Consider the following 24,724-nt stretch of genomic DNA (forward strand, 5'->3'; position numbering starts at 1 on the left):
TTAAGAGGATGAATTAATTTGGAATTGTCTCGATTATGCGCCTAAATTAGTCTATTCGACGGCATTTGGCTATATTTTTTTCTTCGCTAAAACCTTCTTTGGCAGGAGTTTATTGAGCAAACCATAGCCAATAAAAGCAGCGGTGGTCGAGCCAATCAATATCCCTAAACGTGAGTAGGTACTGAAGTCTTCACTAAGACCTTCAAATGCCAGACCGGAAATAAAAATAGACATTGTAAAGCCGATTCCACACAGGACAGAGACTGCAAAGATTTGCTGCATTCCAATTCCTGCCGGTAATTTGGCAATACCCAACTTCACTGAGAGCCAGCTAATCAGGAAAATGCCTAACGGTTTTCCGATAAACAGGCCAAGAGCAACACCGACAGGTAACATGCCGCTTAAACCTTCCAGAGAGACTCCTTGTAGTGAAATCCCGGCATTGGCAAAAGCAAAGAGTGGCAGGATTAGATATGCTACCCACGGATGTAAACCATGCTCAAGTGCTTCGGAAGGTGAGTGACCATTTTTACAGCGCAGAGGGATCAGAAAACCGACAATCACTCCCGCTAACGTGGCATGAACACCTGATTTAAGGATACAAACCCACAGAATTACTCCAACCACCAAATAAGCGGATGTTTTGGCAACACCACGCCAGTTCATCCATACAAGCAGCCCTATCATTGTCGCAGCCAGCCCCAGAGCAACCATTGAAACGCTTTTGGTGTAGAACAGGGCAATAATAATAATGACCCCTAAATCATCAATAATTGCCAGAGCGAGCAAAAATACTTTTAGCGCTGTAGGTACGCGATTCCCTAAGAGAGCCATCACACCAAGAGCAAATGCAATATCGGTGGCGGCGGGAATAGCCCAACCCTGACGGGTGATTTCATCATTGCCGTTAAAGAGTAGATAAATTAATGCTGGGGCAAGCATACCTCCGAGGGCTGCAATGGCAGGAAAAATGGCTTTATCACGGCTGGCTAAAGAACCTTCCATGAGTTCTCGCTTAACTTCCAGACCAACAATCAGGAAGAAAACGGCCATCAATCCATCATTTATCCATAGTAATAATGGTTTATTGATTTCCAGTGCAGCAAACTGAACCGCAACGGGCAAGTTAAGAAACTGATGATAGATAGTCTGCAATGGCGTATTTGCCATCATCAGCGCAATAATGGCAGCAATAATGAGGAGTATCCCTCCCGCTGCTTCTAATTTTAAGAATTGACGAATAATTGCAGTCATAAATTAATAACCTATAAGATGAATTAGGTTGTCGACACTATTGTTGTAGAGACAATAGTTACCTGAATATTGGGTATAAATATTATTTTTATAAATAATGTGGCTATAAATATCGTGATTATGGCTAATGAAGTTATAAATACTACATTAACTTTGGTTTCGGAAAAAGTAGATTATTTATGCGATATAATTCGGTATATTCGATTTAATGTGTTTTTAACATTGTGTTTTCCGAGGATTACTCGAGAGAAATTAAGTTTGACTAACTTGGGGATTTATGGAGGATGACTTATTAACTTAATAAAAACTAATCAATAACAATAAAAAGACAAAGGTAAATGCGATTATGGAAACACTAGTATTATTTGCCGTGCTTGGAGCTGCCTTATTACATGCCAGCTGGAATGCAGTGATAAAAGTGGGTGCTGATCGATTTTTGGGAATTGCACTTATCGCGTTTTTTTCCGGGTTAATCTCAACTTTGGGGTTATTCTGGGTTGGATTACCGACAATCAGCTCCCTGCCGTGGTTAATATTATCTTGTGTACTGCAAATTGGTTATTGCCTGTTTTTAAGCCGTTCTTATGAAATGGGAGATTTAAACCAGATCTATCCCATAGCCAGAGGATGTGCGCCGCTTATTACCGCTTTGCTAAGTTGGGTTATTTTACAGGAGACGTTACCACCTTTAGCGATGCTGGGTGTTGGTTTAATTATTGTTGGTGTCATTTTTATTGCATTTCCTTATGGGAAGAAATCTCTCCGACTGGATCGCAGGGCATTGATTGCAGCGATTACAACTTCTGTTTTTACTGCCTGTTACACATTGGTTGATGGCGTGGGTGCTCGTGCCAGTGATAATGCCCTGACTTATATTCTGTGGCTGTTTGCTGTCTATGGCTGGGTAATGGGCGGGCTGATGTATGTCAAATATAGAAACACTGTCAGACAAAGTATTCGCCAATATTGGAAACCGGGGCTTCTTGGTGGATTCATGCAGTTGGTCAGTTATGGTATTGCCATTTGGGCAATGAGTCATGTTCCCATTGTACTGGTCGCTGCATTACGCGAAACCAGCATATTCTTTGCCATGCTATTATCGGTTTTCATCTTACGGGAACCGTTTAGCAAAATGCGATTGCTGGCTTGTGTTGTAATTGTCAGTGGGGTTGTCGGAATGAAATTAGGGTAGGGGATGATTCCAATTTGTCGGGGACATTTATCGTCTTCTAAGTTATTTTTTGCTGGCTAAGAGCATTCGCTCCAGTCACACAGTTGTCTTATCTATGTGACTGGGGAACTAAAACCAGCTTTTGGCTGAGTAAATTCGTTCTGACGAATAAACTAAATTACTTAGTCAAATCATCAAAAAACTTTTTCACGCCATCAAGGAAGCTTTTGGAGCGTGGGCTATTGGTTTCCCCGCTTTTTCCGCCAAAAGACTCGCCCAGCTGACGCATCAGCTCTTTCTGTTCTTCGTTCAGTTTAACCGGAGTTTCCACGACAACACGGCACAGTAAATCGCCCTGTGCACCGCCACGAACGGATTTAACGCCTTTGCCTTTCATGCGGAACAATTTGCCAGTCTGAGTTTCCGCCGGGATTTTCAGGCTAACGCGGCCATCAAGAGTCGGTACTTCAATTTCGCCACCCAGTGCTGCAGTTGCAAAATTGATTGGCACTTCACAATAAAGGTTGCTGCCATCACGTTCGAAGATGTGGTGCGCTTTAACCTGAACCTGAACGTACAAATCACCTGCCGGAGCGCCGTGTTCGCCAGCTTCACCCTCACCACTTAAACGAATGCGGTCACCGGTATCGACACCTGCCGGGATTTTAACGGACAGTGTTTTGTATTTTTCAACGCGACCGTGACCGTGGCATTTGTTACATGGTTCTTTGATGATTTTTCCACGGCCATGACATTGAGGACATGGCTGCTGAACCGTAAAGAAGCCCTGACGCATATGTACCTGACCCGCACCCTGACAGGTCGAACAGGTTTCCGGACTGGTACCTGCTTTTGCACCACTGCCATGACAACTTTCACAGGATTCCAGAGTTGGGATGCGGATCTCTTTGGTCACACCACGGACAGCTTCTTCCAGTGTCAAGTCCATGCTGTAGCGCAGGTCAGAACCACGGCTTGGACGCTGTTGACGACGGCCACCACCGAAAATATCTCCGAAAACGTCACCAAAGATATCGCTAAAGTCAGCGCCACCACCGAAGCCGCCAGCACCTCCACCCATACCACCCTGTTCAAAGGCGGCATGACCATATTGGTCATAAGCTGCGCGCTTCTGAGAGTCAGTCAGGATCTCATATGCTTCTTTAATTTCTTTAAATTTGGCTTCAGCTTCTTTATCACCCTGATTACGGTCAGGATGGAATTTCATAGCCAGTCGCTTATAGGCTTTTTTGATCTCTTTTTCATCAGCGGTCTTGGAAACACCCAAAACCTCATAGTAGTCTTTTTTTGCCATCGTATTGTTTACCCCTAACACGCACAAACGGGCGTAGAGTGTTACCTCAACGCCCGTGCTAGTTAACAAGTAACAGGCGTCCTGTTACTTTGCCCGCTAAGGGCTATTATTTTTTGTCTTTAACTTCTTCGAATTCAGCGTCTACAGCGTCGTCATCTTTCTTCGCGGCATTGCCTGCATCTGCATCAGCTGCGCCTGCCTGAGCCTGCTGCTGTGCAATTTCCAGAAGTTTCTTAGATGCTTCAACCAGAGCCTGAATTTTCGCTTCGATTTCAGCTTTATCTTCGCCTTTCGCCGCAGTTTCCAGTTCAGCAACAGCTTTCTCGATAGCGGTTTTTTCGTCAGCAGTCAGTTTGTCGCCAGCTTCTTCAACTTGCTTACGAGTGCCGTGAACCAGTTGGTCTGCCTGATTGCGAGTCTGAACCAGCTCTTCGAACTTACGGTCAGCTTCTGCGTTAGCTTCTGCATCACGTACCATTTGCTGGATTTCTTCTTCATTCAGACCAGAAGATGCTTTAATGGTGATGTTCTGCTCACGACCAGAGTTTTTGTCTTTCGCAGAAACGTGCAGGATACCATCGGCATCGATGTCGAAAGTCACTTCGATCTGAGGCATACCACGAGGTGCTGGCTGAATGCCGTCCAGGTTGAACTGACCCAGAGATTTGTTATCGCCGGAACGCTTACGCTCACCCTGCAATACGTGGATAGTTACCGCAGACTGGTTGTCTTCTGCTGTAGAGAATACTTGGCTGTGCTTAGTTGGGATAGTGGTGTTCTTCGTAATCAGAGACGTCATCACGCCACCCATGGTTTCGATACCCAGAGACAGTGGAGTTACGTCCAGCAGCAGAACGTCTTTCACGTCACCTGCCAGTACACCGCCCTGAACTGCCGCACCCATTGCAACTGCTTCATCAGGGTTAACGTCTTTACGTGGTTCTTTACCGAAGAAGTCTGCAACAGCTTTCTGAACCATTGGCATACGAGTCTGACCACCAACCAGAATGACATCCTGAATGTCAGATACAGACAGGCCAGCATCATTCAGTGCAACTTTCAGTGGCTCGATAGAACGTTTCACCAGATCTTCAACCAGAGATTCCAGTTTTGCACGGGTTACTTTAACGTTCATGTGCTTAGGACCGGTTGCGTCTGCAGTGATGTATGGCAGATTCACGTCAGTCTGCTGAGCGGAAGACAGCTCGATTTTCGCTTTTTCTGCTGCTTCTTTCAGGCGCTGCATAGCCAGTGGGTCGTTACGCAGATCGATACCTTGTTCTTTCTTAAACTCATCAACCAGATAGTTGATCATACGGCTGTCGAAGTCTTCACCACCCAAGTGAGTATCACCGTTGGTTGCCAGAACTTCATACGTTTTTTCGCCGTCAACTTCGTCGATTTCGATGATAGAGATATCGAAAGTACCGCCACCCAAGTCGTAAACTGCGATAGTACGGTTACCAACTTCTTTATCCAGACCATAAGCCAGAGCTGCTGCAGTTGGTTCATTAATGATACGTTTAACTTCCAGACCTGCGATACGGCCCGCATCTTTAGTTGCCTGACGCTGTGCATCGTTGAAATAAGCAGGAACAGTGATAACTGCTTCTGTTACTGGCTCACCCAGATAGTCTTCTGCGGTTTTCTTCATTTTTTTCAGGACTTCAGCAGAAACCTGAGGTGGTGCCATTTTCTGGCCTTTTACTTCCAGCCATGCGTCACCGTTGTCTGCGTTGGTGATTTTGTATGGCATGATAGCAACGTCACGCTGTACTTCTTCGTCCTGAAAACGACGGCCAATCAAACGCTTGATGGCAAACAGGGTGTTTTGCGGGTTAGTAACAGCCTGACGTTTAGCTGGTTGACCAACCAGAGTTTCACCATCCTGAGTATATGCGATGATTGAAGGGGTTGTACGATCACCTTCGCTGTTTTCAAGCACACGTGCTGTTGTGCCGTCCATAATTGCTACACAAGAGTTGGTAGTTCCCAAGTCGATACCAATGATTTTACCCATCTAAACGCCTCCACAAAGAATTCATATATTCGGTCAAGTTACTACGCTATATGAGGATGAATGTTTTCTTTTCAATGGCACTGTCTGCCAGAAATTCCTCATTGTATGTTTTCAGCCGTTACTGAAGTGTCAGTAGTAACTGTAGTTGAGACTTAGATGGGGTCATTCATCTCAGCATCAAGGGGGAGATTGAAAAAAAATTGAGATTTAATAAAAAAATTTTTCTGGGGGCATTGTGTAGTTGATGCCATCACATTATGATCCGCCGCCTTTTATGGTTTTCTGGCATAGAAAAGTGCCATGAAAATCTTTTTTAATATTTTGTTTTATTTGAATTTATAGGGAAAATATGAGTTCTAATCAGTTGGCGAACCCAGGCCCATTGGGTTTGATGGGTTTTGGCATGACAACCATTTTATTGAATCTGCATAATGCAGGTTTTTTCCCATTAACGTCTGTTATTTTAAGTATGGGAATTTTTTATGGTGGTTTGGCTCAGGTGCTGGCGGGCATCATTGAGTACAAAAAAGGAAATACATTCGGTGCAACCGCATTTACTTCTTACGGAATGTTCTGGCTGAGTCTGATTGGTGTGCTGTTCCTGCCAAAAATGGGTTTGGCAGAAGCAACCAGTCCTGAGTTCCTCGGCGTTTATCTTGCACTGTGGGGTATTTTTACGCTGTTTATGTTCTTTGGCACTCTGAAAGCTAACCGCACTTTGCAGTTCATTTTCGGTAGTCTGACTGTACTGTTCGCTCTGCTGGCGATTGGTAACATCACTGGTAACGCCAGCCTTCTGACTTTTGCTGGTTTTGAAGGTGTGATTTGTGGTGCAAGTGCTGTCTATCTGGCAATGGCTGAAGTTCTGAATGAACAGTATGGCCGTACCATTCTGCCAATTGGTGAGAAAAAACACGCCTGATATCAGATATAATTAGCTGACTGGCAAAAAGGAACAGGATGAGTCGTTTTACTCATCCTGTTTTTTTATTCGGTTATGAATAAAAACTATGGTAAATACCGGGTTTTATAATTACTTCTATTTTAATTTCTATATTTATATTGAATTCTATTTAATTAATTACAAAGCCATTATATCCCATCCTGGAAAGATATGAGTTAATAAAAAACTTTAGTGTTAATTGTTACATGTGCTACTGATTTATATTAAAAGCCTCATGGATAGACTCAAGGAACAGTAGGGTTATTAATTTTTATTAAATCACAAACAATAAAAATGTTTATTGGGGATAATTAAAAATAAAGTTAAGACTTTATTTATTTATTGTGAAGACATATCCCATAAAGCACGGAATCATCAGGGTGAGAAACATTGAGAAAGGATGATTGTCACTATTTTAATAAATTAAACGAGGAATTTAATTCTTATATATGTTCTAATTCCAACCTCATATAATATTTTGATCTAGCTTATACTTTTCAATTTGAAAATTGTTTGATGAATTTTTCATGTGCTATCTTCATCTGCGTGGATTAACAATTAAATATGACGGGCGAATAGTTAATGAATATAAATATACAAGAAAATAATATTAGTATACTCGCTGGCAATTCACGTGTTTATCTTGATAAAGAGGATAAAATAGTTGTCGAAGCACAACTAAAAGCCTTTGAAGCAGCGCTTGTATTAGCAAAAAAAATCCAAGAGAAATGTGGTCAATTACCAAAAATATCTATAGCCTTCGATCACCGTGGAATATTTCGTTTACAATTCTTGGCAGATAATCTATCTAACTCTCAAAAAAGAAACCCTCGTTTGAGCCAACTCCACACCTCGATTGTAAACGTTTTTTTACCCATAGCTGAAAAGCATCAAATATCACTTGGTGAAATACGAGTTATTCACGAAGATTCCGCTAGACAACACTTAGTTCACATCCTTGCCTCTGAAGAAATCCCCGAAATACTCAAGCAACGTATGGTTTCCAAAAGCACATCAGATTCCAAACCATCAATGTCTGATGTTTCTTATGAAGAGCCAACTCAAAAACTCACCTGCGCAGCTATTACAAAAGAATATTTTGAAAAAGCAGCAGGTAATAATACAGATACTCTTTTGGAAGTATTCTTTGAAGATTGTGTGTGGTCTAGAGCACTAGCATATGCTCGCGGACTTCAACTTAGCCATATGTTAGGTGTTTCCAGTGCTATTCGTCTTAATCTCGTTAGTGAAACTGGTGATGTGAGTCAGGGTGATATAACACTTGCCTAATTATTTTAAATAATATAATTCCATCTTCACATTACAAAGTAGAACATTATGCAAACTCTATCCAAATTAATATATCTAGATAATAATGCTACAACTGCATTAGATCCCGAAGTGCTTCAATCTATGATGCCTTATCTTACTCATGAATATGGCAATGCATCTAGTATTAGCCATGCTTTTGGCTGGAAAGCCAGAGAAGCAGTTGAGCATGCCAGAAAATTAATTTCATCATCAATCAATGCGGTAAGCCCATCGGATATTATATTTACGTCTGGCTCAACCGAGTCGATTAATCTTGCCATCACAACTCTTCAGCATAAAAATAAAAAAGGGCATGTCATCACATCAATGATTGAGCACAAGGCTGTTCTTGATTGTTGCGCTAAACTTGAATCAATGGGAATAGATGTCACTTATGTGCAACCGCAAAGTGACGGTGTTGTATCCCCTGCCTCAATATATAGCGCATTGAGAGATGATACTTATCTGGTTTCTATTATGTCGGCAAATAATGAAATTGGTTCATTGCAAAAAATTGAGGAAATAGGCGCTATTTGTAAAGAGCAGGATATAATTTTTCATACTGATGCTACACAGGCGCTTGGTAAAATAGAGTTTGATGTACAACGTCTGAATATTAGTCTGGCCTCATTTTCTGCACATAAAATATATGGCCCGAAAGGTATTGGAGCACTTTATATCAACTCGCGTGATAAAAATATTGTTTTATCTCCCCTCATTGTTGGTGGCGGACATGAACGGGGTCTGCGCTCTGGGACTCTTAATGTCCCAGGGATAGTAGGGTTTGGTCGTGCAGTTGAGTTGTCTGTTAAAAACTTACCAGGCGAATCACAGAGATTAGGTCACCTGAGAAATATACTGCGACAATATCTTATTGAAAATGTGGATGGTATTCGGATAAATGGTCATCTAACCGCATGCCTGCCGGGGTTACTTAATGTATCGTTTGAAGGAATAGATGCAGACTCGCTGTTGCTTGAGCTTTCTGATATTGCACTGTCCTCAGGGTCTGCATGCACGTCTGCAAACAGAGATTCGTCACATGTGCTAAAGGCTATAGGTGTTAGTAATGAGCATGCTCAAGCCAGTGTACGTTTCGGGTTGGGAAGATTTAACAATGAAGAAGAAATAGACTATGTTTGCCATAAGTTGAAAGAAGCAATAAATAAACTGAGGTCTATGGTTCCAAGAGCATTCAGTTCTTAGCGATATAGGATTTGATTTATGCGAACGACATCAGCACTTTTTCTCCTCTTCGGCACGACTTTTACTGCGGGTGGATATGGAGCGACTTTCTTAATTTCTGAATTTTTTCGGTCACAAGGAGGGAGTGATATTGACGCAGGAATGACACTGAGTGTGGCTTTAATCGGCACTTTGATTGGTGTTCCTTTAGTTGGATGGTTTGCCGGGAGGCTGGAAGCATCGCGTTTCGCAGCCTTAGCAGCTTTATCAGTGTCATGTGGTTATTTTTTTCTCAGCAGTTCCGCGGGTGATCTGAGTTACATGCCACGTATAGGCGCGTTTTTGATTGGCCTTGGTTGGGGTATGTTCTATATCAGCGGGCCAATGGCGTTGTCTGAACGTATTTCTGATGCAGATAGAGGATACTGGTTTACGCGTTTCAGTGCATTCCAGATGGCAGGAATTTGTGGCAGCCCCATTTTACTCTATATCGTTGTTGAACAGGTAAAAATACCTATCCTGATAGCTTTTCTTCTGGTTGGTATTGTTGCTATTTTTGCATCGCTATTTTTCATGGTATTTGGGTTTAGAGAACCTCAGGCTCAACGGGAATTATCATTAAGACCCTGGATAAAGAATATATCGAAGATTGCGACTACTAGTGCAATCCGTCCGATTATTATGGTAGGACTGGGAGGCTGCGTGTTTTCTGGCATGATGTCGTTCCAGAGTTCAATAGTGGAAGGAACAGATTCAAGAGCCAGCACATTTTTTGCTGTTCATGTAGTGACTGTGGTTATATCTCGGCTTCTGCTGGCTCGCTATTTATCAACTGTACCTCGTATTCCACTTGTTATCACACTTATGTCATTTTTAGTTCTGGGTATTTTATTTTTGTTCGGTATACCTGTTCATTCAGCCTTTCAGATTGTAGCCGCTATTTTAACGGGGCTGGGGTATGGATTGGTATATCCTGTTATCCAAACTTGGGCGATAAATGAATCTGCTCTTGAGAATCGCCACGCAGCTCTTACTTGGTTCGTTGTCTCCTACTTTGTAGGGATATTCGGTTTTCCAATAATAGGTGGTTGGATATTAGTTGAAGCAGGCAAATCCTTATTTATCACTACGCTCGCTGTGATAGCCATTCTTGAGCTTGTTATAGCGTTACCAAGGCAACAATCGGGTGGGGTTGTCCTAGAGAAATAAAAGGTTCTGTTGGATTCAATCATAACCACCCATATAGCGGGTGGTTATGGTTATCTCTTGCTTTATATTGCCTGATTACCTGATATTGTTTTTCTACTCAGATAAAGCCCTAATAACACGCCTATCCCAGACAGCATCAGCATATAGTATGCGGGAGCTAATTGCGTATACTGCATTAACAGAGTGATGATAATCGGTGTGAGCCCGCCAAAAATGGCATAGGCCAGATTGTATGAAAAAGAAATACCGCTGAAGCGGACTTTCGGTGGATAACTGTGAACCATAATAAAAGGTACAGCACCGATAACTCCCACAGAGAACCCTACGATTGCATAAGCACTGTATAGCCTGATGGGGTCATGGCTGATATTGTGATAGAAGAACCAAGCGGCTGCGCCCAGTATTAAGCTGCCTGCCAATAAAACTTTGCTGGCACCCCATTTATCGCAGAAATGTCCGACTAATACGCAGCTAATAAAAAGTGACACAATTGCCAGACTGTTGGCTTTCAGCGTCATGGATTGTTCAAGATGGAAAACTGTCTGCATATAGGTAGGAGTCATCAGAATGACGACGACAATACCCGCAGAAAGAAGCCAGGTCAGCAACATGGAAACAGTAATAGCTCGTTTATGATTCTGAATGACGGATTTCAGGGGTAAACCATCTGATAATGCCTTACGTGCCTGCATTTCTTTAAATATTGGCGTTTCATGTAGCCAGCGACGCAGGTACATGGCACATAGACCAAAAAGACCACCAAGGAAGAAAGGCAGACGCCATGCCCAGTCTAAAACTTCCTGTTTACTGTAAACCGAAGTAATTGCTGTTGCGACCAGAGAGCCAAGTAAAATACCGAGAGTTAATCCCGCCGTTAATATTCCGCAGGCAAAACCGATATGTTTACGGGGAACATGCTCTGCCACGAATACCCATGCACCGGGAACTTCACCACCGATTGCCGCTCCTTGCATAATTCGCATAACTAACAGAAGTAGTGGGGCGATGATGCCAATTGTAGTGTAGGTCGGTAACATGCCGATAATTAATGTAGGTAAAGCCATTAGCAGGATACTGAGAGAAAACATTTTTTTGCGCCCGGCCAGATCACCAAAATGCGCCATGATGATCCCGCCTAAAGGCCGTGCCAGATAACCGGCGGCAAAAATCCCAAAAGTCTGGAGTTGTCGGAGCCATTCAGGAATGTCTGCAGGGAAAAACAGTTCCCCCAGTACGACAGCAAAAAAAACAAAGATAATAAAGTCATAAAACTCTAATGCACCGCCTAAAGCTGCCAGAGAAAGAGTTTTATAATCCTGTTTGTTTAGAGAACGATTGTGATGTTGTGACATAAGGTACCGATTTATAGTTATAAAATATTTTTCATATGAGTTTATATACTTTATGGATCTCAATATGTAGTTAAGGAAACTACATATTGAAAAACAGCAGGTATACTGATGATTCTATCAGACTCTAATAAAGCTAAAAACAAATCTAATTTAATATTAAAAGGTATTTAATCTGTAGTTTTTATAAGGTGGGGTAACATTATAATATTATAGATGTTAATCTTCGGCTTTAGGTAAAAGACAAGTCATCAGACAAAATTACATTTTTACCTTACAGATAGCGCGCTCTATTTTTTCTTTTTATTTCAACTTGATGTGGGAGTAAATCGTTAATCATTGCTTCATAATAATTCTTGAAAACATCAACAGCCTGATTGATTATCCGATGATGTAAAACACCCTTTATGCAATAAATATCTAATTCTATTGGAATAGCAGAAAGACATTACCATCTATGAAATAGATCTCCTTTAATTTTTATCTGGTTCAATCACAATGATCCATAAACATAGTATTGAATATATGAATCTACGCCTTGCTTCCTATAAAACAAAACAATGTATTAGGTTTACGATAAGCATTATCTATTTATAATAATATGATTTATTTTATTATTCTGATTTTGCACACAGCGCAGAACCGTTATCGTGCCATTGCGCTGTGTTTTGAGAATAGAAAACCATAAGAGATAGGCCTGTTACAGGCCTATAATAACCTAAGAGATACTTTCAACATCCATCCCGGCATCTTTCCAGCCGGAAAACCCTTTTTTAAAGTGGCGGGCACGAATGCCTTTGGCGCGTAATAATTCAAGGGCATTATCAGAAAGAACGCAGTAGGGGCCGCGGCAGTAAGCGATAAGATTTGAGTTGGAAGTCAGTTCATCTAATCGGCTCTCCAGTTCATCAATCGGTATATTGATGGCATTCGGTAAATGCCCCTGATTGAACTCTTCTTTCGGCCTGACATCCAATAATATGGTGCTCTTTTCCTTGATTCGATCCAACAATTCATCCCATGAAATAGCTTCCTGATTATCCATATCATCAATCAATCTGCGCATTTCTGCCCGATTAAACTCAGCATATTTCTGGATAGTGGTAATGATATCCATCACCGGACCATCCCCCAGACGATAAAACACATGTTTACCGACTTTACGGGATTGCAGGATCCCTGAACGTTTTAAATGTTGCAGATGCTGGGATGTGTTAGCAATAGACAGACCGGAAAGCTCTGACAGGCATTCGACGGATTGCTCAGAATTCATCAGGCACTCAAGTAATGTCAGGCGATGGACATTTCCCAGTACTTTGGCTATTTCGGCAATCTCAACAAGAATTTGTTTATCAAACATTGACATCTGGTTCCCAATATCATGATATTCAATAGATTCATTGAATATCATGATATCAAAGTTTTTCCGATGGTTCGAGCACTAGGCAAAGTAATGACTAATACGGCTCGTCTTTCAAGTTGCCTCTTTGTTGGCTGTGCTCGCTCACCCCAGCCACCGATTTTATAAATATATGGCTATCTATGTTCCCAGAGATGAGCTCCCTTGACGCCGCGATGCAGTTTGCTCTTAACGAGAATGAGTTATCTGGAATATCGCGATCATCGTCACATTTTTATGACGAGAAATTTGAGTGATTTACAAAAGAAACTAGGCTTTAAAATTGAATTATCACTATTTTAAACATTTACGCAGATATACTTGTTGTTCTTTAAGTTGAAGTTATTGTCAGTTGCTTCACTTGAAGATCTTTAGGGTATAACTCCTGACAATGATTTCCTGAACTGTTGTGTTGGAAGGGTTGTCAGGTTTTTTTTCGCTTGAATAAAGTGTACTACTTTGTATTCCATTCAATATACCCGCCCTCTTTCAAGTTGTCTTTTTGTGGCTGCATTCTACTCATTCTGGTTATAATTACATAAATATAGTTTATGTATACTTTTAGATTGTTAAAGAGGCTTCTACCTTTCATCGAGCAGTGGCTACCGCGATACATCTTGAAATCCATGGGTATAGAAAAATAACACGCTATGGAAGAATGGGGAAAAAATAGTATGAAATACCAGCTATTAGCTCAGGAAATTATTGCGGATGTTGGTGGTCAAGGGAACATTATCAGTCTCATCCATTGTGCAACCCGGCTACGATTTAAATTACGGGATAGTGCTCTGGCTAACATTGATAAGTTAAAAGCTCAGTCAGGTATTATCACGGTTATCGAAAGCGGAGGTCAGTTTCAGGTAGTTATCGGGAATCAGGTCGGTGATGTTTATCAGGCTGTTCAGCAAGAACTGACTTCTGCTGAGCAAACATCAGATACCGCTGAGCCTCCGAACTTCGCTAATAATAAAAAAGACAGCCTTTTTAATCAGTTTATTGATGTTGTATCCGGTATTTTCACCCCATTTTTAGGTGTTATGGCAGCGGCGGGTATTTTGAAGGGGTTGCTTGCGGTTGCTGTTACTCTGAAATGGATGTCTCTTGATAGCGGGACTTATCACGTCTGGTATGCTGCCAGCGACTCTTTGTTCTACTTTTTTCCGCTATTGCTCGGTTATACAGCCGGTAAGAAATTCGGCGGCAATCCTTTTATTACGATGGCCATCGGGGGAGCATTGGTTCATCCGATGATTATCTCCGCCTTTAAGGCATCAACAAGTGCGGGAAGCACTACCGAGTATTTCATAGGGATCCCGCTCTCATTCCTGAACTACAGTGCATCGGTAATCCCCATTATTTTTGCTTCCTGGGTTAGCTGTAAAGTAGAGAGAAAGCTGAATGATCACATCCCTGCCACGATTAAGGGATTCGTCACTCCTCTTATTTGTCTCATATTGATTGTTCCACTGGTGTTTCTGGTTATCGGGCCAATGGCTACATGGCTGAGTCAATTGCTGGCTGGTGGTTATCAGGCGGTATATGGGGTAGCTCCTGCACTGGCTGGGGCGATTATGGGCGCAGTCTGGCAGGTTTTTGTGATTTTCGGCCTTCATTGGGGATTCGTTCCTCTTGCTATCAATAATTTGGCGGTTCTCGGGCACGATACATTAACACCTCTGTTGCTGCCCGCAGTGATAGGGCAAACAGGGGCGGCCTTTGGGGTATTTTTGCGTACGCGGGATGCGAAATTAAAAATGCTGGCGGGTTCTGCTGCGACTTCCGGTATGTTCGGTATTACTGAACCTGCGGTTTATGGTGTGACTTTGCCTTACCGACGGCCATTTATTTTTGGCTGTGTTGCGGGGGCAATTGGTGGTTCGGTGGTGGGGTATTACCAAGGCGCAATTTACTCAGCGGGGCTGGTGAATATTTTTACCTTCACTCAGATGATCCCACCAACAGGCATCAATAACACGGTGTGGGGAGCGATGATTGGCACAGCGCTGGCCTTTATCATTTCTACTGTACTGACATGGCTATTCGGGCTTCCGGTCTCTTCTAATTCTTTGCACAGGCCTTCTATAAAAGAAAGTTAACAGTGAAAAGTATCATTAAAACCCTATTGATCAATTAGTTTGTAACCCGAGAGGATATTTGTATGAAACAGTTTCCGACACATTTTCTGTGGGGAGGGGCCATTGCTGCCAATCAGGTTGAAGGCGCTTATTTAGCTGACGGAAAGGGCCTTTCTACTTCGGATGTCCAGCCACAGGGAATTATGGGGCCGGTTATTGAGCGAGAGTCTGAGAGTACACAATATCTTAAAGATATCGCTATCGATTTTTACCATCGTTATCCCGAAGATATCGCTCTGTTTGCAGAAATGGGGTTCACTTGTTTGCGGACTTCCATCGCATGGAGCCGGATTTTTCCTCAGGGCGATGAAATGCAGGCCAATGAAGCGGGTCTGGCATTTTATGACAGGTTATTTGATGAAATGGAGAAATACGGGATTCAGCCAGTCATTACGTTATCCCATTATGAAATGCCGTGGGCGTTGGTTAAAAAACACGGTGGATGGGGAAATCGTAAATTAATTGATTTCTTTGAGCGTTATGCGCGCACAGTTCTTACTCGTTATCAGAAAAAAGTGAAATTGTGGCTGACATTCAATGAAATCAATATGTCACTGCATGAGCCACTAACTGGCGTCGGGTTACCGAAAAACAGCACACAGTCAGAAATCTATCAGGCCATTCATCATCAATTGGTTGCCAGTGCCCGCGCGGTAAAACTTTGCCATGAAATTATCCCTGATGCCCGTATCGGCAATATGTTACTGGGTGGGCTGATGTATCCACTGACTTGTAAACCGGATGATGTGCTGGCTACTCTCCGGCAAAATCAGAAATGGCTGTTTTTTGGTGATGTTCAGGCTCGTGGGACATATCCGGGTTATATGCTGCGTTATTTCCGGGAACATGGTATTGAAGTCACGATAACTGAACAGGATAAGCTTGAGATGCAAAATACGGTGGATTTTATCTCATTCAGTTATTACATGAGTGGGTGTACTTCCGGCAATGAAGCGGACTATCAGAAAAAGCAGGGCAATATTCTGAATATGATCCCGAATCCCCATCTGGCCAGTTCAGAATGGGGATGGCAGATAGACCCTGTCGGATTGCGAACATTACTGAATTTATTATGGGATCGTTACCAGAAGCCGCTGTTTATTGTTGAGAATGGACTGGGAGCCAAAGATACCGTAGAAGCCGATGGCACAATTCAGGATGATTACCGGATTAGCTATCTTAATGACCATCTTGTGCAGGTTAGGAAAGCCATTGAAGATGGAGTGGATGTCATGGGTTACACCAGCTGGGGAGCCATTGATTTGGTTAGTGCCTCAAAAGGGGAGATTTCCAAGCGTTACGGGTATATCTATGTTGATCAGAATGAGCAGGGAACCGGAACGCTGGAACGCCGTCGTAAGAAAAGTTTCTATTGGTATAAACAGGTTATTGAAACGGGCGGTGGTAGCCTGATTTGAGCCAGCTCAGCTTCTCAAAGGTTCTGATGTATTCAGAACCTTTTTAAAATCTAATTTCTGCTGATTGAACAATAACAAGTTGAACAATAACAACAGTCAGCCAGCATTAAGATCTTAACGGCGGGCACTTTTAGGCCTGAAGGCTGAGACAATGCTTTCATCAGTTTCGATATAGGGGCCATCTAACAACTGAATGCAATAAGGTACACTGGCAAAAATTCCGGGTACTAAGACTTTTCCGCTATCATCTTTCAGCCCTTCCAGCGTTTCTGCTATAGCTTTAGGCTGCCCGGGTAAGTTAAGAATTAATGCCTGATTGCGGATCACGCCTACCTGACGGGATAAAATTGCGGTGGGTACAAATTGAAGGCTGATTTGGCGCATCTGCTCACCAAATCCGGGCATTTCACGATCAGCAACTGCCAGAGTTGCATCCGGGGTAACATCACGACGAGCAGGGCCTGTTCCACCTGTTGTCAGAACTAAATGGCAGCCCAATTCATCAACTAATTCGCACAGAGTTTGCTCAATCAGGATTTGCTCATCAGGGATCAGGCGGGCTTCTATACTGAAAGGCGTCGTTACCGTTTTTCCCAACCATTCTTCTAATGCAGGTAGACCTTTGTCCTGATAAATACCATTGGAAGCACGATCAGAAACAGACACGAGGCCAATGCGTAATACATTCATGCGAACCTCAATTAACAGCAAATGATAAAAATAGTGAAAGTGAAAAAGGCGACACGGTTATTATGTCGCCTTTAAGGAAGAAAAAATATACCCTTCGTCTTTCAAGCTACCTCTTTGTTGGCTACGCTCGTTCACCCCAGTCACATAGTTCTCTATGTTCCCGGGGATTCTCTCCCTTGCCGCCGCGATGCAACTCGAAATCCAATGGGTATAGCGTGCCGCGCAGGACTATAGCAAGTCAGCGATCATGCTCTCAAGTTTACCCTGATCGATAGCAAACTTACGGATACCTTCCGCTAGTTTTTCGGTTGCCATCGCATCCTGATGATGTTCCCAATAGAATTCAGCTTCAGTCATTGCCGCAGGACGTGGCTTGATTTCACCTTCATAGCTGAGTTTGTGCTCAACTTCGCCCGCTGTTTCAGACAGCTCTTTCAGCAATGCTGGAGAGATAGTCAGACGGTCACAGCCAGCCAGTTCCAGAATTTCACCGGAGTTACGGAAACTTGCACCCATAACAACGGTGTTATAGCCGTGTTCTTTGTAGTACTGGTAAATTTCAGAAACAGAAATCACACCCGGATCTTCGTTTGGTGCGAATTCTTTCTTATCACTGTTTGCTTTGTACCAGTCCAGAATACGGCCAACGAATGGAGAAATCAGGAAAACACCAGCTTCTGCACAAGCACGAGCCTGAGCAAAAGAGAACAGCAGAGTCAGGTTACAGTTGATACCTTCTTTTTCCAGTTGCTCCGCAGCGCGGATACCCTGCCATGTGGAAGCCAGTTTGATCAGAATACGGTCATTGCTGATACCCGCTTCGTTGTACAGTTTGATCAGGCGTTTTGCTTTTGCGACACTGGCTTCGGTGTCATAAGAGAGGCGGGCATCAACTTCAGTGGAAATACGGCCGGGGATCAGTTTCAGAATTTCCAGACCGATGTTAACCGCCAATTTATCGCCGGCATCAATGATCTGTTGTTCACGGGAATCGCTCTGAGCACGTGCCCATTCAATGGCGTCATCAATCAGTTGGCGATATTCTGGGATCTGGGCAGCGTTCAAAATCAGAGAAGGGTTAGTTGTTGCATCTTGCGGCTGATACAGTTTCATTGCCGCGATATCCCCGGTATCTGCTACAACTGTTGTCAGTTTACGCAGGGAAGTCAGTTTATCGGTCATGTTTAATATCTCATCGTTATACGTAAAATCTTTGGCATTGTTGCCTCGCCATCCTGTGATAATAACATGGTCAGGCTCGGCTCGTAAGCTAGGAAAATCCTATCGTTGTTATTCCCCTTTTTCCGGTTATTTTTGCTAAATTGGAGAGGAAAAGCCTCGATTATTGAGAATAACCATTCAAAAATTCGGAACAAAATCATGCTTATTACTATTTCACCGGCCAAAACACTTGATTATGAAAGTCCGCTTGCTACAAAAAAGTATAGCCAACCTGCATTACTGGAGGAGTCAAAACAGTTAATTGATGTCTGCTGTACGTTAACGCCGGCACAAATCAGCAGTTTGATGGGGATCAGTGACAAACTGGCGGGGCTGAATGCCGCACGTTTTGGTGAATGGCAGCCGGATTTTACACCGGAAAATGCCCGTCAGGCGATCTTGGCTTTTAAAGGTGATGTTTATACCGGGATGCAGGCAGAAACGTTCTCAGACGCTGATTTTGATTTTGCCCAGACTCATTTAAGAATGTTATCCGGATTATATGGGGTTTTGCGTCCGCTTGACCTGATGCAGCCTTACCGTCTGGAAATGGGAATCAAACTGGAAAATCCCCGTGGTAAGGATTTGTATAAATTCTGGGGAGATCGCATCACGGAAAACCTGAATGCAGCACTGGAACAACAGGGGGATGATGTTCTGGTCAATCTGGCATCTGACGAGTATTTCAAATCCGTCAATACGAAAAAGCTGGCAGCCCGGATTATTAAGCCGGTATTTCTGGATGAAAAGAATGGCAAATACAAAGTTATCAGCTTCTATGCGAAAAAAGCCCGCGGCCTGATGAGCCGGTTTATCATTCAGAACCAATTAACTGATCCTGCACGGCTGGTGGAGTTTAATCTGGAAGGATATGCGTTTGATGAATCCTTATCTAAAGAAAATGAACTGGTGTTTAAACGCCCTGAGCAGCATTGATAACCCGTAGCATTGATAGCCAGTAAGCATTAATAAATAGTGTCACTCCACAATAATGAGTGGAGTGACAAATGCTAGGTTATTTCGAGGCTTTTGCCATCAGAAATTCGCGTAATGTAGCAAAATCAGCAGGCAGGAGGTGGGATAACAACTCCATATCTGCACGTTCTGCTAATTCTTGTGGCAATGGTAATGTCTGACCGAGTGTCTCTTCGACACTTTCCTTGAATTTTGCCGGATGTGCAGTTCCCAGGAATAAACCATATTCACCATCCTGTAACTGATCACGCAGAACGCGATAAGCAACCGCAGCATGTGGCTCAGAAATATAGCCTTTTGCTGCAAGCTCTCGCATGGTGTCCTGCGTGGTTTTGTCATCGACAACGCCATTGCCCAGTTCGCTGAGTGCCCAGTTTTTACGGTTGAACAGTTCTTCAATGCGTGGCCAGTTATTAGGCTGGCTGACATCCATTGCGTTGGAAAGGGTGGCAACGGTTTGATTCGGAAGCCATTTTCCTTCTGCCAGATAGCGGGGAACGGTGTCGTTAACGTTAGTCGCTGCGATAAAACGCTTCACCGGTAATCCCATTGATTTTGCCAGCAGGCCCGCGGTCAGGTTGCCGAAATTGCCACTTGGAACTGAAATTACCAGTTGGTCACGTTTTCCTGCCGGAATTTGTGCCACGGCTTCAAAGTAATAGCAAATCTGCGCCAAAAGACGGCTGATATTAATCGAGTTTGCAGAATTGAGATGCAGTGCCTGTTTCAGTTTTTCATCATCAAATGACTGTTTAACCAATGCCTGACAGGCGTCAAAGTCACTTTGAATCGCGACAGTATGGATGTTGCCACCCAATGTGCAGAACAGTTTTTCCTGTAGCGGGCTGATTTTTCCTTCTGGATAGAGGATCACAACCTGCACGTTACTCAGACCATAAAAGGCATGAGCAACCGCTGCCCCGGTATCACCGGAAGTTGCGGTCAGAATAGTGACCGGTTGCTCACCTGCGATCTGAGTCAGGATCTGGGCCATAAAACGTCCGCCAAAGTCTTTAAAAGCCAGTGTCGGGCCGTGATAAAGCTCAAGTGAAGCGATGTCATCTTCGACAGTCGATACAGGGGCAGGGAAAGCAAACGCATTCTTAACACGTTCAGCCAGTTGGTCAGCCGGGATTTCGTCACCAATAAAAGCTGAAAGTATCCGCTGGCTACGGCTGACAAAATCCAGTTTTAATAATTCATCAATTTCGGCACGACTGAATTCAGGTAAATCCTGTGGGAAAAATAATCCCTGCTGTTTTCCTAATCCTTGTTTAACAGCCTGTGAAAAGCTGACCTGCTCGTGATTGTCTTTTAAATTATATAATTTCATTATTATCCTACCTGTTACCCTATCTGTCGTGCGCCTGCGAGATCCAGACGGCAAATATGAACAAAACCTTCGTCATTTTGTACGTAATGTTGTTGCAGCCATTGAGCGACTTCTTCAGCTATTGCCATTTCATTGCAAATTGCAAACAGTGTCGGGCCAGAGCCGGAAATACTGCATGCCAGCGCACCCCGTTTTTTTACTCCTTCACGAGCGTTAGCAAAACCGGGTAAAAGCTGTGTGCGATAAGGTTCGCCGACAATATCTTTCATTAAGTTGGCGGCTAAACGGGATTGCCGGGTATGGCAGGCATGAATAAATCCGGCAAAATAACGGCCATGATTAATGATATCACTGCGCGAATAGTGGGCAGGCAAAATGGCGCGGGCTTCTGATGTAGAAACTTTGATGCCGGGGTAGGCCATCACCCACAACCAGTCCTCAAAAGCGGGAATGGATTGGCAAACCGCATCTCCCTGCGGCATGACTTCCTGTGCCATAATAAGTTGCAGGCCGCCAAGATAACAGGGAGCGACATTGTCATAGTGTACGCCGCCGGAAATTCGGCCTTCCAGTTCTCCCATCATCTCCAGTAACTGGTCGCGACCAAAAGGATGGCCGGCATATTCATTTAAGGCGACCAGTGCAGCAACGACCGAACAGGCACTGGAACCCAGCCCGGAGCCTATCGGCATATTTTTTTCCAGCGTCATGGCGACGGGCAGTTCTTTACCTAAACGCTGGCAAAAGAGTTGCCAACATTGGTAAACAATATTGTGTTTGGGATTTCCGGGCAGTTTGCTGACAAATTTCCCTTCATTACTTAACGTAAACTTCTCTGCGGCTTTGACTGAAACACAATCGCCAAGCAGTGAGCCATCAACCGGAGAAACCGCTGCACCGAGCACATCAAACCCAACCCCAACGTTTCCGATAGAGGCAGGTGCATAAACCCTGACCATCATTAAACTCCCAATTTCCATGACAAAGTGCGTAATATATCAGCAAAAACACCCGCTGCCGTGACATCATTTCCGGCGCCGTAACCGCGTAGTACCAGCGGGATAGGTTGATAATAACGGGTATAGAAAGCCAGTGCGTTTTCACCATTTTTAACTTTATACAGCGGATCATTACCATCAACAGCAGCGATTTTAACCATACAGCGGCCCTGTTCAATAATACCGACATAGCGCAGCACTTTTCCTTGCTCTGCGGCATCTGCAACCCGGCGGATAAATTCCTGATCCAACTGTGGCAGACGTTGCAGGAAGTCAGTGACATCACCATTGGAATCAAATGAGGCAGGTAAAACCGGCTCGACGTGAATATCCTCTAATTCCAGTTCATAACCGGATTCACGGGCCAGAATTAAGAGCTTACGCGCAACATCCATGCCAGAGAGATCGTCACGAGGATCAGGTTCAGTGAAGCCTTTTTCTTTTGCCAGCAGGGTTGCTTGCGAAAGTGTCATCCCTTCATCCAGCATACCGAAGATATAAGACAGAGAACCTGACAGGATCCCGTTGAACTGAACCAGTTCATCACCGGCATTCAGCAAATTCTGTAGATTTTCGATAACCGGTAAGCCTGCGCCTACGTTGGTGTCATACAGGAATTTACGTTTTGAGTTTTCTGCCGCACGACGGATCTCACGATAGTAGGCCATGGAAAGCGTATTGGCTTTTTTATTTGGCGTAACAACGTTGAAGCCATCACTCAGGAAGCTGGAATACTGCTCAGCGATAGACTGATTAGATGTACAATCAACGATAACCGGATTCAGGAGATGGTACTCTTTTTCGAGCCGGATTAAACGGCTCAGGCTGAAAGGTTCGCTGGCTTCTGACAAAGCCTGCTGCCAGTTATCCAGACTGATGCCCTGCATATCGGTTAACATCGCCCGTGAGTTGGCAATTCCGCATACGCGCAGATCAATGTGTTTTTGCTTCAGCCATGACTGCTGGCGGCGGATTTGTTCGATTAATGCACTTCCGACACCGCCTACGCCGACAACAAAGACTTCAACCACCTGAGCGGTATTGAACAGCATTTGATGACAGAGCCGCACTGCGGTTGTTGCGTTATCATTGTCAATCACTGCGGAGATGGAACGCTCTGATGAGCCTTGCGCGAGAGCAATGATATTGATATTGGCGCGGGTCAGTGCTGAGAAGAAACGGGCAGAGATGCCACGCTGTGTACGCATTCCGTCACCCACGACAGAAATAATGGCGAGATTATCGATAACATCAATAGGATCAAGCGCACCATCTTTTAACTCCAGATAAAACTCTTCGGTCAGCGCTCTCTGTGCTCTGTTCAGCTCTTTTTGCGGTACACAGAAACTGATGCTGTATTCTGATGAGGACTGAGTGATCAGGACAACGGAAATGCCTGAACGGGACATCACAGCAAAGACTCTTGCTGCCATACCTACCATGCCTTTCATGCCGGGACCTGAAACGTTAATCATCGCCATATGATTCAGGTTAGTGATCCCTTTAATAAGCATGCTGTCATCTTTTTGCCCGTTCCCGATAAAGGTACCCGGCGCATCAGGATTGACAGTGTTTTTAATCAGGCAGGGGATCTGGAACTGGGCGATAGGGGCAATAGTCCGGGGATGAAGCACCTTTGCACCGAAATAGGAAAGTTCCATTGCTTCCTGATATGACAGGCTTTTCAACAGACGGGCATCGGCAACAGATCGTGGGTCACAGGTATAAACGCCATCTACGTCAGTCCAGATTTCACAGCAATCGGCGCGTAAACAGGCGGCCAGTACGGCGGCTGAGTAATCAGAACCATTACGTCCGAGAACGACGAGCTCACCATTATCATTACCTGCCGTAAAACCGGCCATCAGAATAATATGGTCAGAAGGTATATTCAGGGCTGCAATACGTTTGGAGGATTCGTGAATATCAACTGTGGATTCGAGGTAATGCCCATGAGCAAGCAGGTTTTTAACCGGATCGATCACAGAAACTTTATGTCCGCGGGCTTGTAGTACGGCAGCCATAATAGCAATGGATAATTTTTCGCCACAGCAAATCAGGGAGGCATTAATGCTATCCGGGCACTGTTTTAACAGAGAAATACCATGCAGTGTTTGTTTCAGGTGCGCAAACTCACGCTCCATGAGCGTTTTCAGGTTTTCATAATCGAAATTTGGCTGATGCTCTTTTAACCCCGACAGTAAATCAGTAAATATTTGGATAGTATCGCTGATGTTGGAAACAATATCCTGCCCTGCAACCGTTTTAGCGACCATTGCCACTAAATGGTTCGTGATTTTTGCGGGGGCAGAAAGGACTAGAGCAACCTGCCCAAGGGGTAGCTCACTTTCAGCGATATCTGCCACACTCAGTACGCGTTGGTAGTTTGCGACTGAAGTGCCTCCAAATTTAAGTACACGCATTGGTATTTCTCTCCTGACTTACTGTTAAAAAAGGGTCAAAAAAAAGCCCGTATCTTGTTGGATACGGGCTTTTTACTATTTTATTTTATGCGTCAGCCCGCACCGTAACCTGTAGTTCCGGTGGTAATCGTGGTGATTGTGTTTGCAGTGATTACTTTTGAGGTAATTGTATTTTTCGGGCTGATGTCTCGCATGGTTTCCTGTCTGTCTTTTTATTCTGTTCGACCCCTATTGGTTAAAGGAAACTGTGGTCGAAGTCAAATAATTTTTACAATTACAGCGGAGAAAAACGCCATTTTATGTGTTGTAATCGTTCAAAGTATCTTTAACTGATTTGGTCATTATCCGGCTTCAAATATTTTTACTAGCATTTAA

17 protein-coding genes, 1 pseudogene and 1 other annotated feature are annotated in these 24,724 nt (G+C 43.7%); of the genes and pseudogenes, 8 read left to right on the plus strand and 10 right to left on the minus strand.

All coding sequences use genetic code 11. From position 1 onward, the window contains the following. Positions 1 to 69: 69 nt before the first annotated feature. Positions 70 to 1,254: a Na+/H+ antiporter NhaA gene (nhaA, locus tag AACS90_RS15815; protein ID WP_099108813.1), complete on the minus strand. Its 1,185-nt coding sequence runs from the start codon at positions 1,252 to 1,254 to the stop codon at positions 70 to 72. Between the two features lie 346 nt (positions 1,255 to 1,600). Between nhaA and AACS90_RS15820 the strand changes: the two genes are divergently transcribed. After that, complete coding sequence (locus tag AACS90_RS15820; RefSeq protein WP_099120665.1) at positions 1,601 to 2,446, plus strand: DMT family transporter; 846 nt, start codon at positions 1,601 to 1,603, stop codon at positions 2,444 to 2,446. A 157-nt stretch (positions 2,447 to 2,603) separates the two neighbouring features. On the opposite strand, the gene dnaJ is transcribed toward AACS90_RS15820, so the two are convergent. Then, positions 2,604 to 3,740 carry a molecular chaperone DnaJ gene (gene dnaJ, locus AACS90_RS15825; protein WP_099108811.1) on the minus strand — a complete coding sequence of 379 codons (1,137 nt, stop codon included), beginning with the start codon at positions 3,738 to 3,740 and terminating at the stop codon, positions 2,604 to 2,606. A 106-nt stretch (positions 3,741 to 3,846) separates the two neighbouring features. After that, on the minus strand, positions 3,847 to 5,760 hold the full coding sequence (gene dnaK, locus AACS90_RS15830; protein ID WP_099120666.1) for a molecular chaperone DnaK: 1,914 nt from the start codon (positions 5,758 to 5,760) through the stop codon (positions 3,847 to 3,849). 349 nt (positions 5,761 to 6,109) lie between these two features. Here dnaK and satP point away from each other — a divergent pair, with 349 nt between their 5' ends. From satP to AACS90_RS15850, 4 genes are all read left to right on the plus strand, one after another. Beyond that, positions 6,110 to 6,682 carry an acetate uptake transporter gene (gene satP, locus AACS90_RS15835; RefSeq protein WP_099120667.1) on the plus strand — a complete coding sequence of 191 codons (573 nt, stop codon included), beginning with the start codon at positions 6,110 to 6,112 and terminating at the stop codon, positions 6,680 to 6,682. Positions 6,683 to 7,291: 609 nt separating this feature from the next. Next, positions 7,292 to 7,993: a hypothetical protein gene (locus tag AACS90_RS15840; protein ID WP_193757140.1), complete on the plus strand. Its 702-nt coding sequence runs from the start codon at positions 7,292 to 7,294 to the stop codon at positions 7,991 to 7,993. Between the two features lie 48 nt (positions 7,994 to 8,041). Next, positions 8,042 to 9,220: a cysteine desulfurase family protein gene (locus tag AACS90_RS15845; RefSeq protein WP_099120669.1), complete on the plus strand. Its 1,179-nt coding sequence runs from the start codon at positions 8,042 to 8,044 to the stop codon at positions 9,218 to 9,220. A gap of 18 nt (positions 9,221 to 9,238) precedes the next feature. Next, entirely contained in the window at positions 9,239 to 10,408 is a 1,170-nt protein-coding gene (locus tag AACS90_RS15850) for an MFS transporter (protein ID WP_099120670.1), read from the plus strand. Between the two features lie 62 nt (positions 10,409 to 10,470). On the opposite strand, the gene AACS90_RS15855 is transcribed toward AACS90_RS15850, so the two are convergent. Both AACS90_RS15855 and AACS90_RS15860 read right to left on the minus strand, forming a co-directional pair. Next, positions 10,471 to 11,760, minus strand: a complete 1,290-nt coding sequence (locus tag AACS90_RS15855; RefSeq protein ID WP_099120671.1) for an MFS transporter — start codon at positions 11,758 to 11,760, stop codon at positions 10,471 to 10,473. Between the two features lie 715 nt (positions 11,761 to 12,475). Continuing rightward, positions 12,476 to 13,117, minus strand: coding sequence for an ArsR/SmtB family transcription factor (locus AACS90_RS15860; protein ID WP_099120816.1), 642 nt, complete (start codon positions 13,115 to 13,117; stop codon positions 12,476 to 12,478). A gap of 713 nt (positions 13,118 to 13,830) precedes the next feature. Between AACS90_RS15860 and AACS90_RS15865 the strand changes: the two are divergent. Continuing rightward, positions 13,831 to 15,216 (plus strand): annotated as a pseudogene (locus tag AACS90_RS15865) (PTS transporter subunit EIIC); the annotation flags it as partial. 98 nt (positions 15,217 to 15,314) lie between these two features. Beyond that, positions 15,315 to 16,709, plus strand: coding sequence for a glycoside hydrolase family 1 protein (locus AACS90_RS15870; protein WP_099120672.1), 1,395 nt, complete (start codon positions 15,315 to 15,317; stop codon positions 16,707 to 16,709). Between the two features lie 114 nt (positions 16,710 to 16,823). Here the strand turns inward: AACS90_RS15870 and mog are convergent, their stop codons facing one another. Together mog and tal are read right to left on the minus strand one after the other, a co-directional pair. Beyond that, positions 16,824 to 17,399, minus strand: coding sequence for a molybdopterin adenylyltransferase (mog, locus tag AACS90_RS15875; RefSeq protein ID WP_099108803.1), 576 nt, complete (start codon positions 17,397 to 17,399; stop codon positions 16,824 to 16,826). A gap of 228 nt (positions 17,400 to 17,627) precedes the next feature. Beyond that, on the minus strand, positions 17,628 to 18,581 hold the full coding sequence (gene tal, locus AACS90_RS15880) for a transaldolase (protein WP_099108802.1): 954 nt from the start codon (positions 18,579 to 18,581) through the stop codon (positions 17,628 to 17,630). Between the two features lie 198 nt (positions 18,582 to 18,779). Between tal and yaaA the strand changes: the two genes are divergently transcribed. Then, entirely contained in the window at positions 18,780 to 19,556 is a 777-nt protein-coding gene (gene yaaA / locus AACS90_RS15885) for a peroxide stress protein YaaA (protein ID WP_099120673.1), read from the plus strand. 79 nt (positions 19,557 to 19,635) lie between these two features. On the opposite strand, the gene thrC is transcribed toward yaaA, so the two are convergent. The 3 genes from thrC to thrA are packed head-to-tail and all read right to left on the minus strand — an operon-like array spanning position 19,636 to position 24,349. Next, entirely contained in the window at positions 19,636 to 20,928 is a 1,293-nt protein-coding gene (gene thrC, locus AACS90_RS15890; RefSeq protein WP_099120674.1) for a threonine synthase, read from the minus strand. A gap of 14 nt (positions 20,929 to 20,942) precedes the next feature. Then, positions 20,943 to 21,908, minus strand: coding sequence for a homoserine kinase (gene thrB, locus AACS90_RS15895; RefSeq protein ID WP_099120675.1), 966 nt, complete (start codon positions 21,906 to 21,908; stop codon positions 20,943 to 20,945). Beyond that, positions 21,890 to 24,349 carry a bifunctional aspartate kinase/homoserine dehydrogenase I gene (thrA, locus tag AACS90_RS15900; protein WP_099120676.1) on the minus strand — a complete coding sequence of 820 codons (2,460 nt, stop codon included), beginning with the start codon at positions 24,347 to 24,349 and terminating at the stop codon, positions 21,890 to 21,892. The genes thrB and thrA overlap by 19 nt, the downstream gene beginning before the upstream one ends. 36 nt (positions 24,350 to 24,385) lie before the next feature. Beyond that, positions 24,386 to 24,501, minus strand: a sequence feature (Thr leader region). Between the last annotated feature and the right edge of the window lie 223 nt (positions 24,502 to 24,724).

The sequence above is a fragment of the Xenorhabdus sp. KK7.4 genome (assembly GCF_963876465.1).
GTDB lineage: Bacteria > Pseudomonadota > Gammaproteobacteria > Enterobacterales > Enterobacteriaceae > Xenorhabdus > Xenorhabdus stockiae.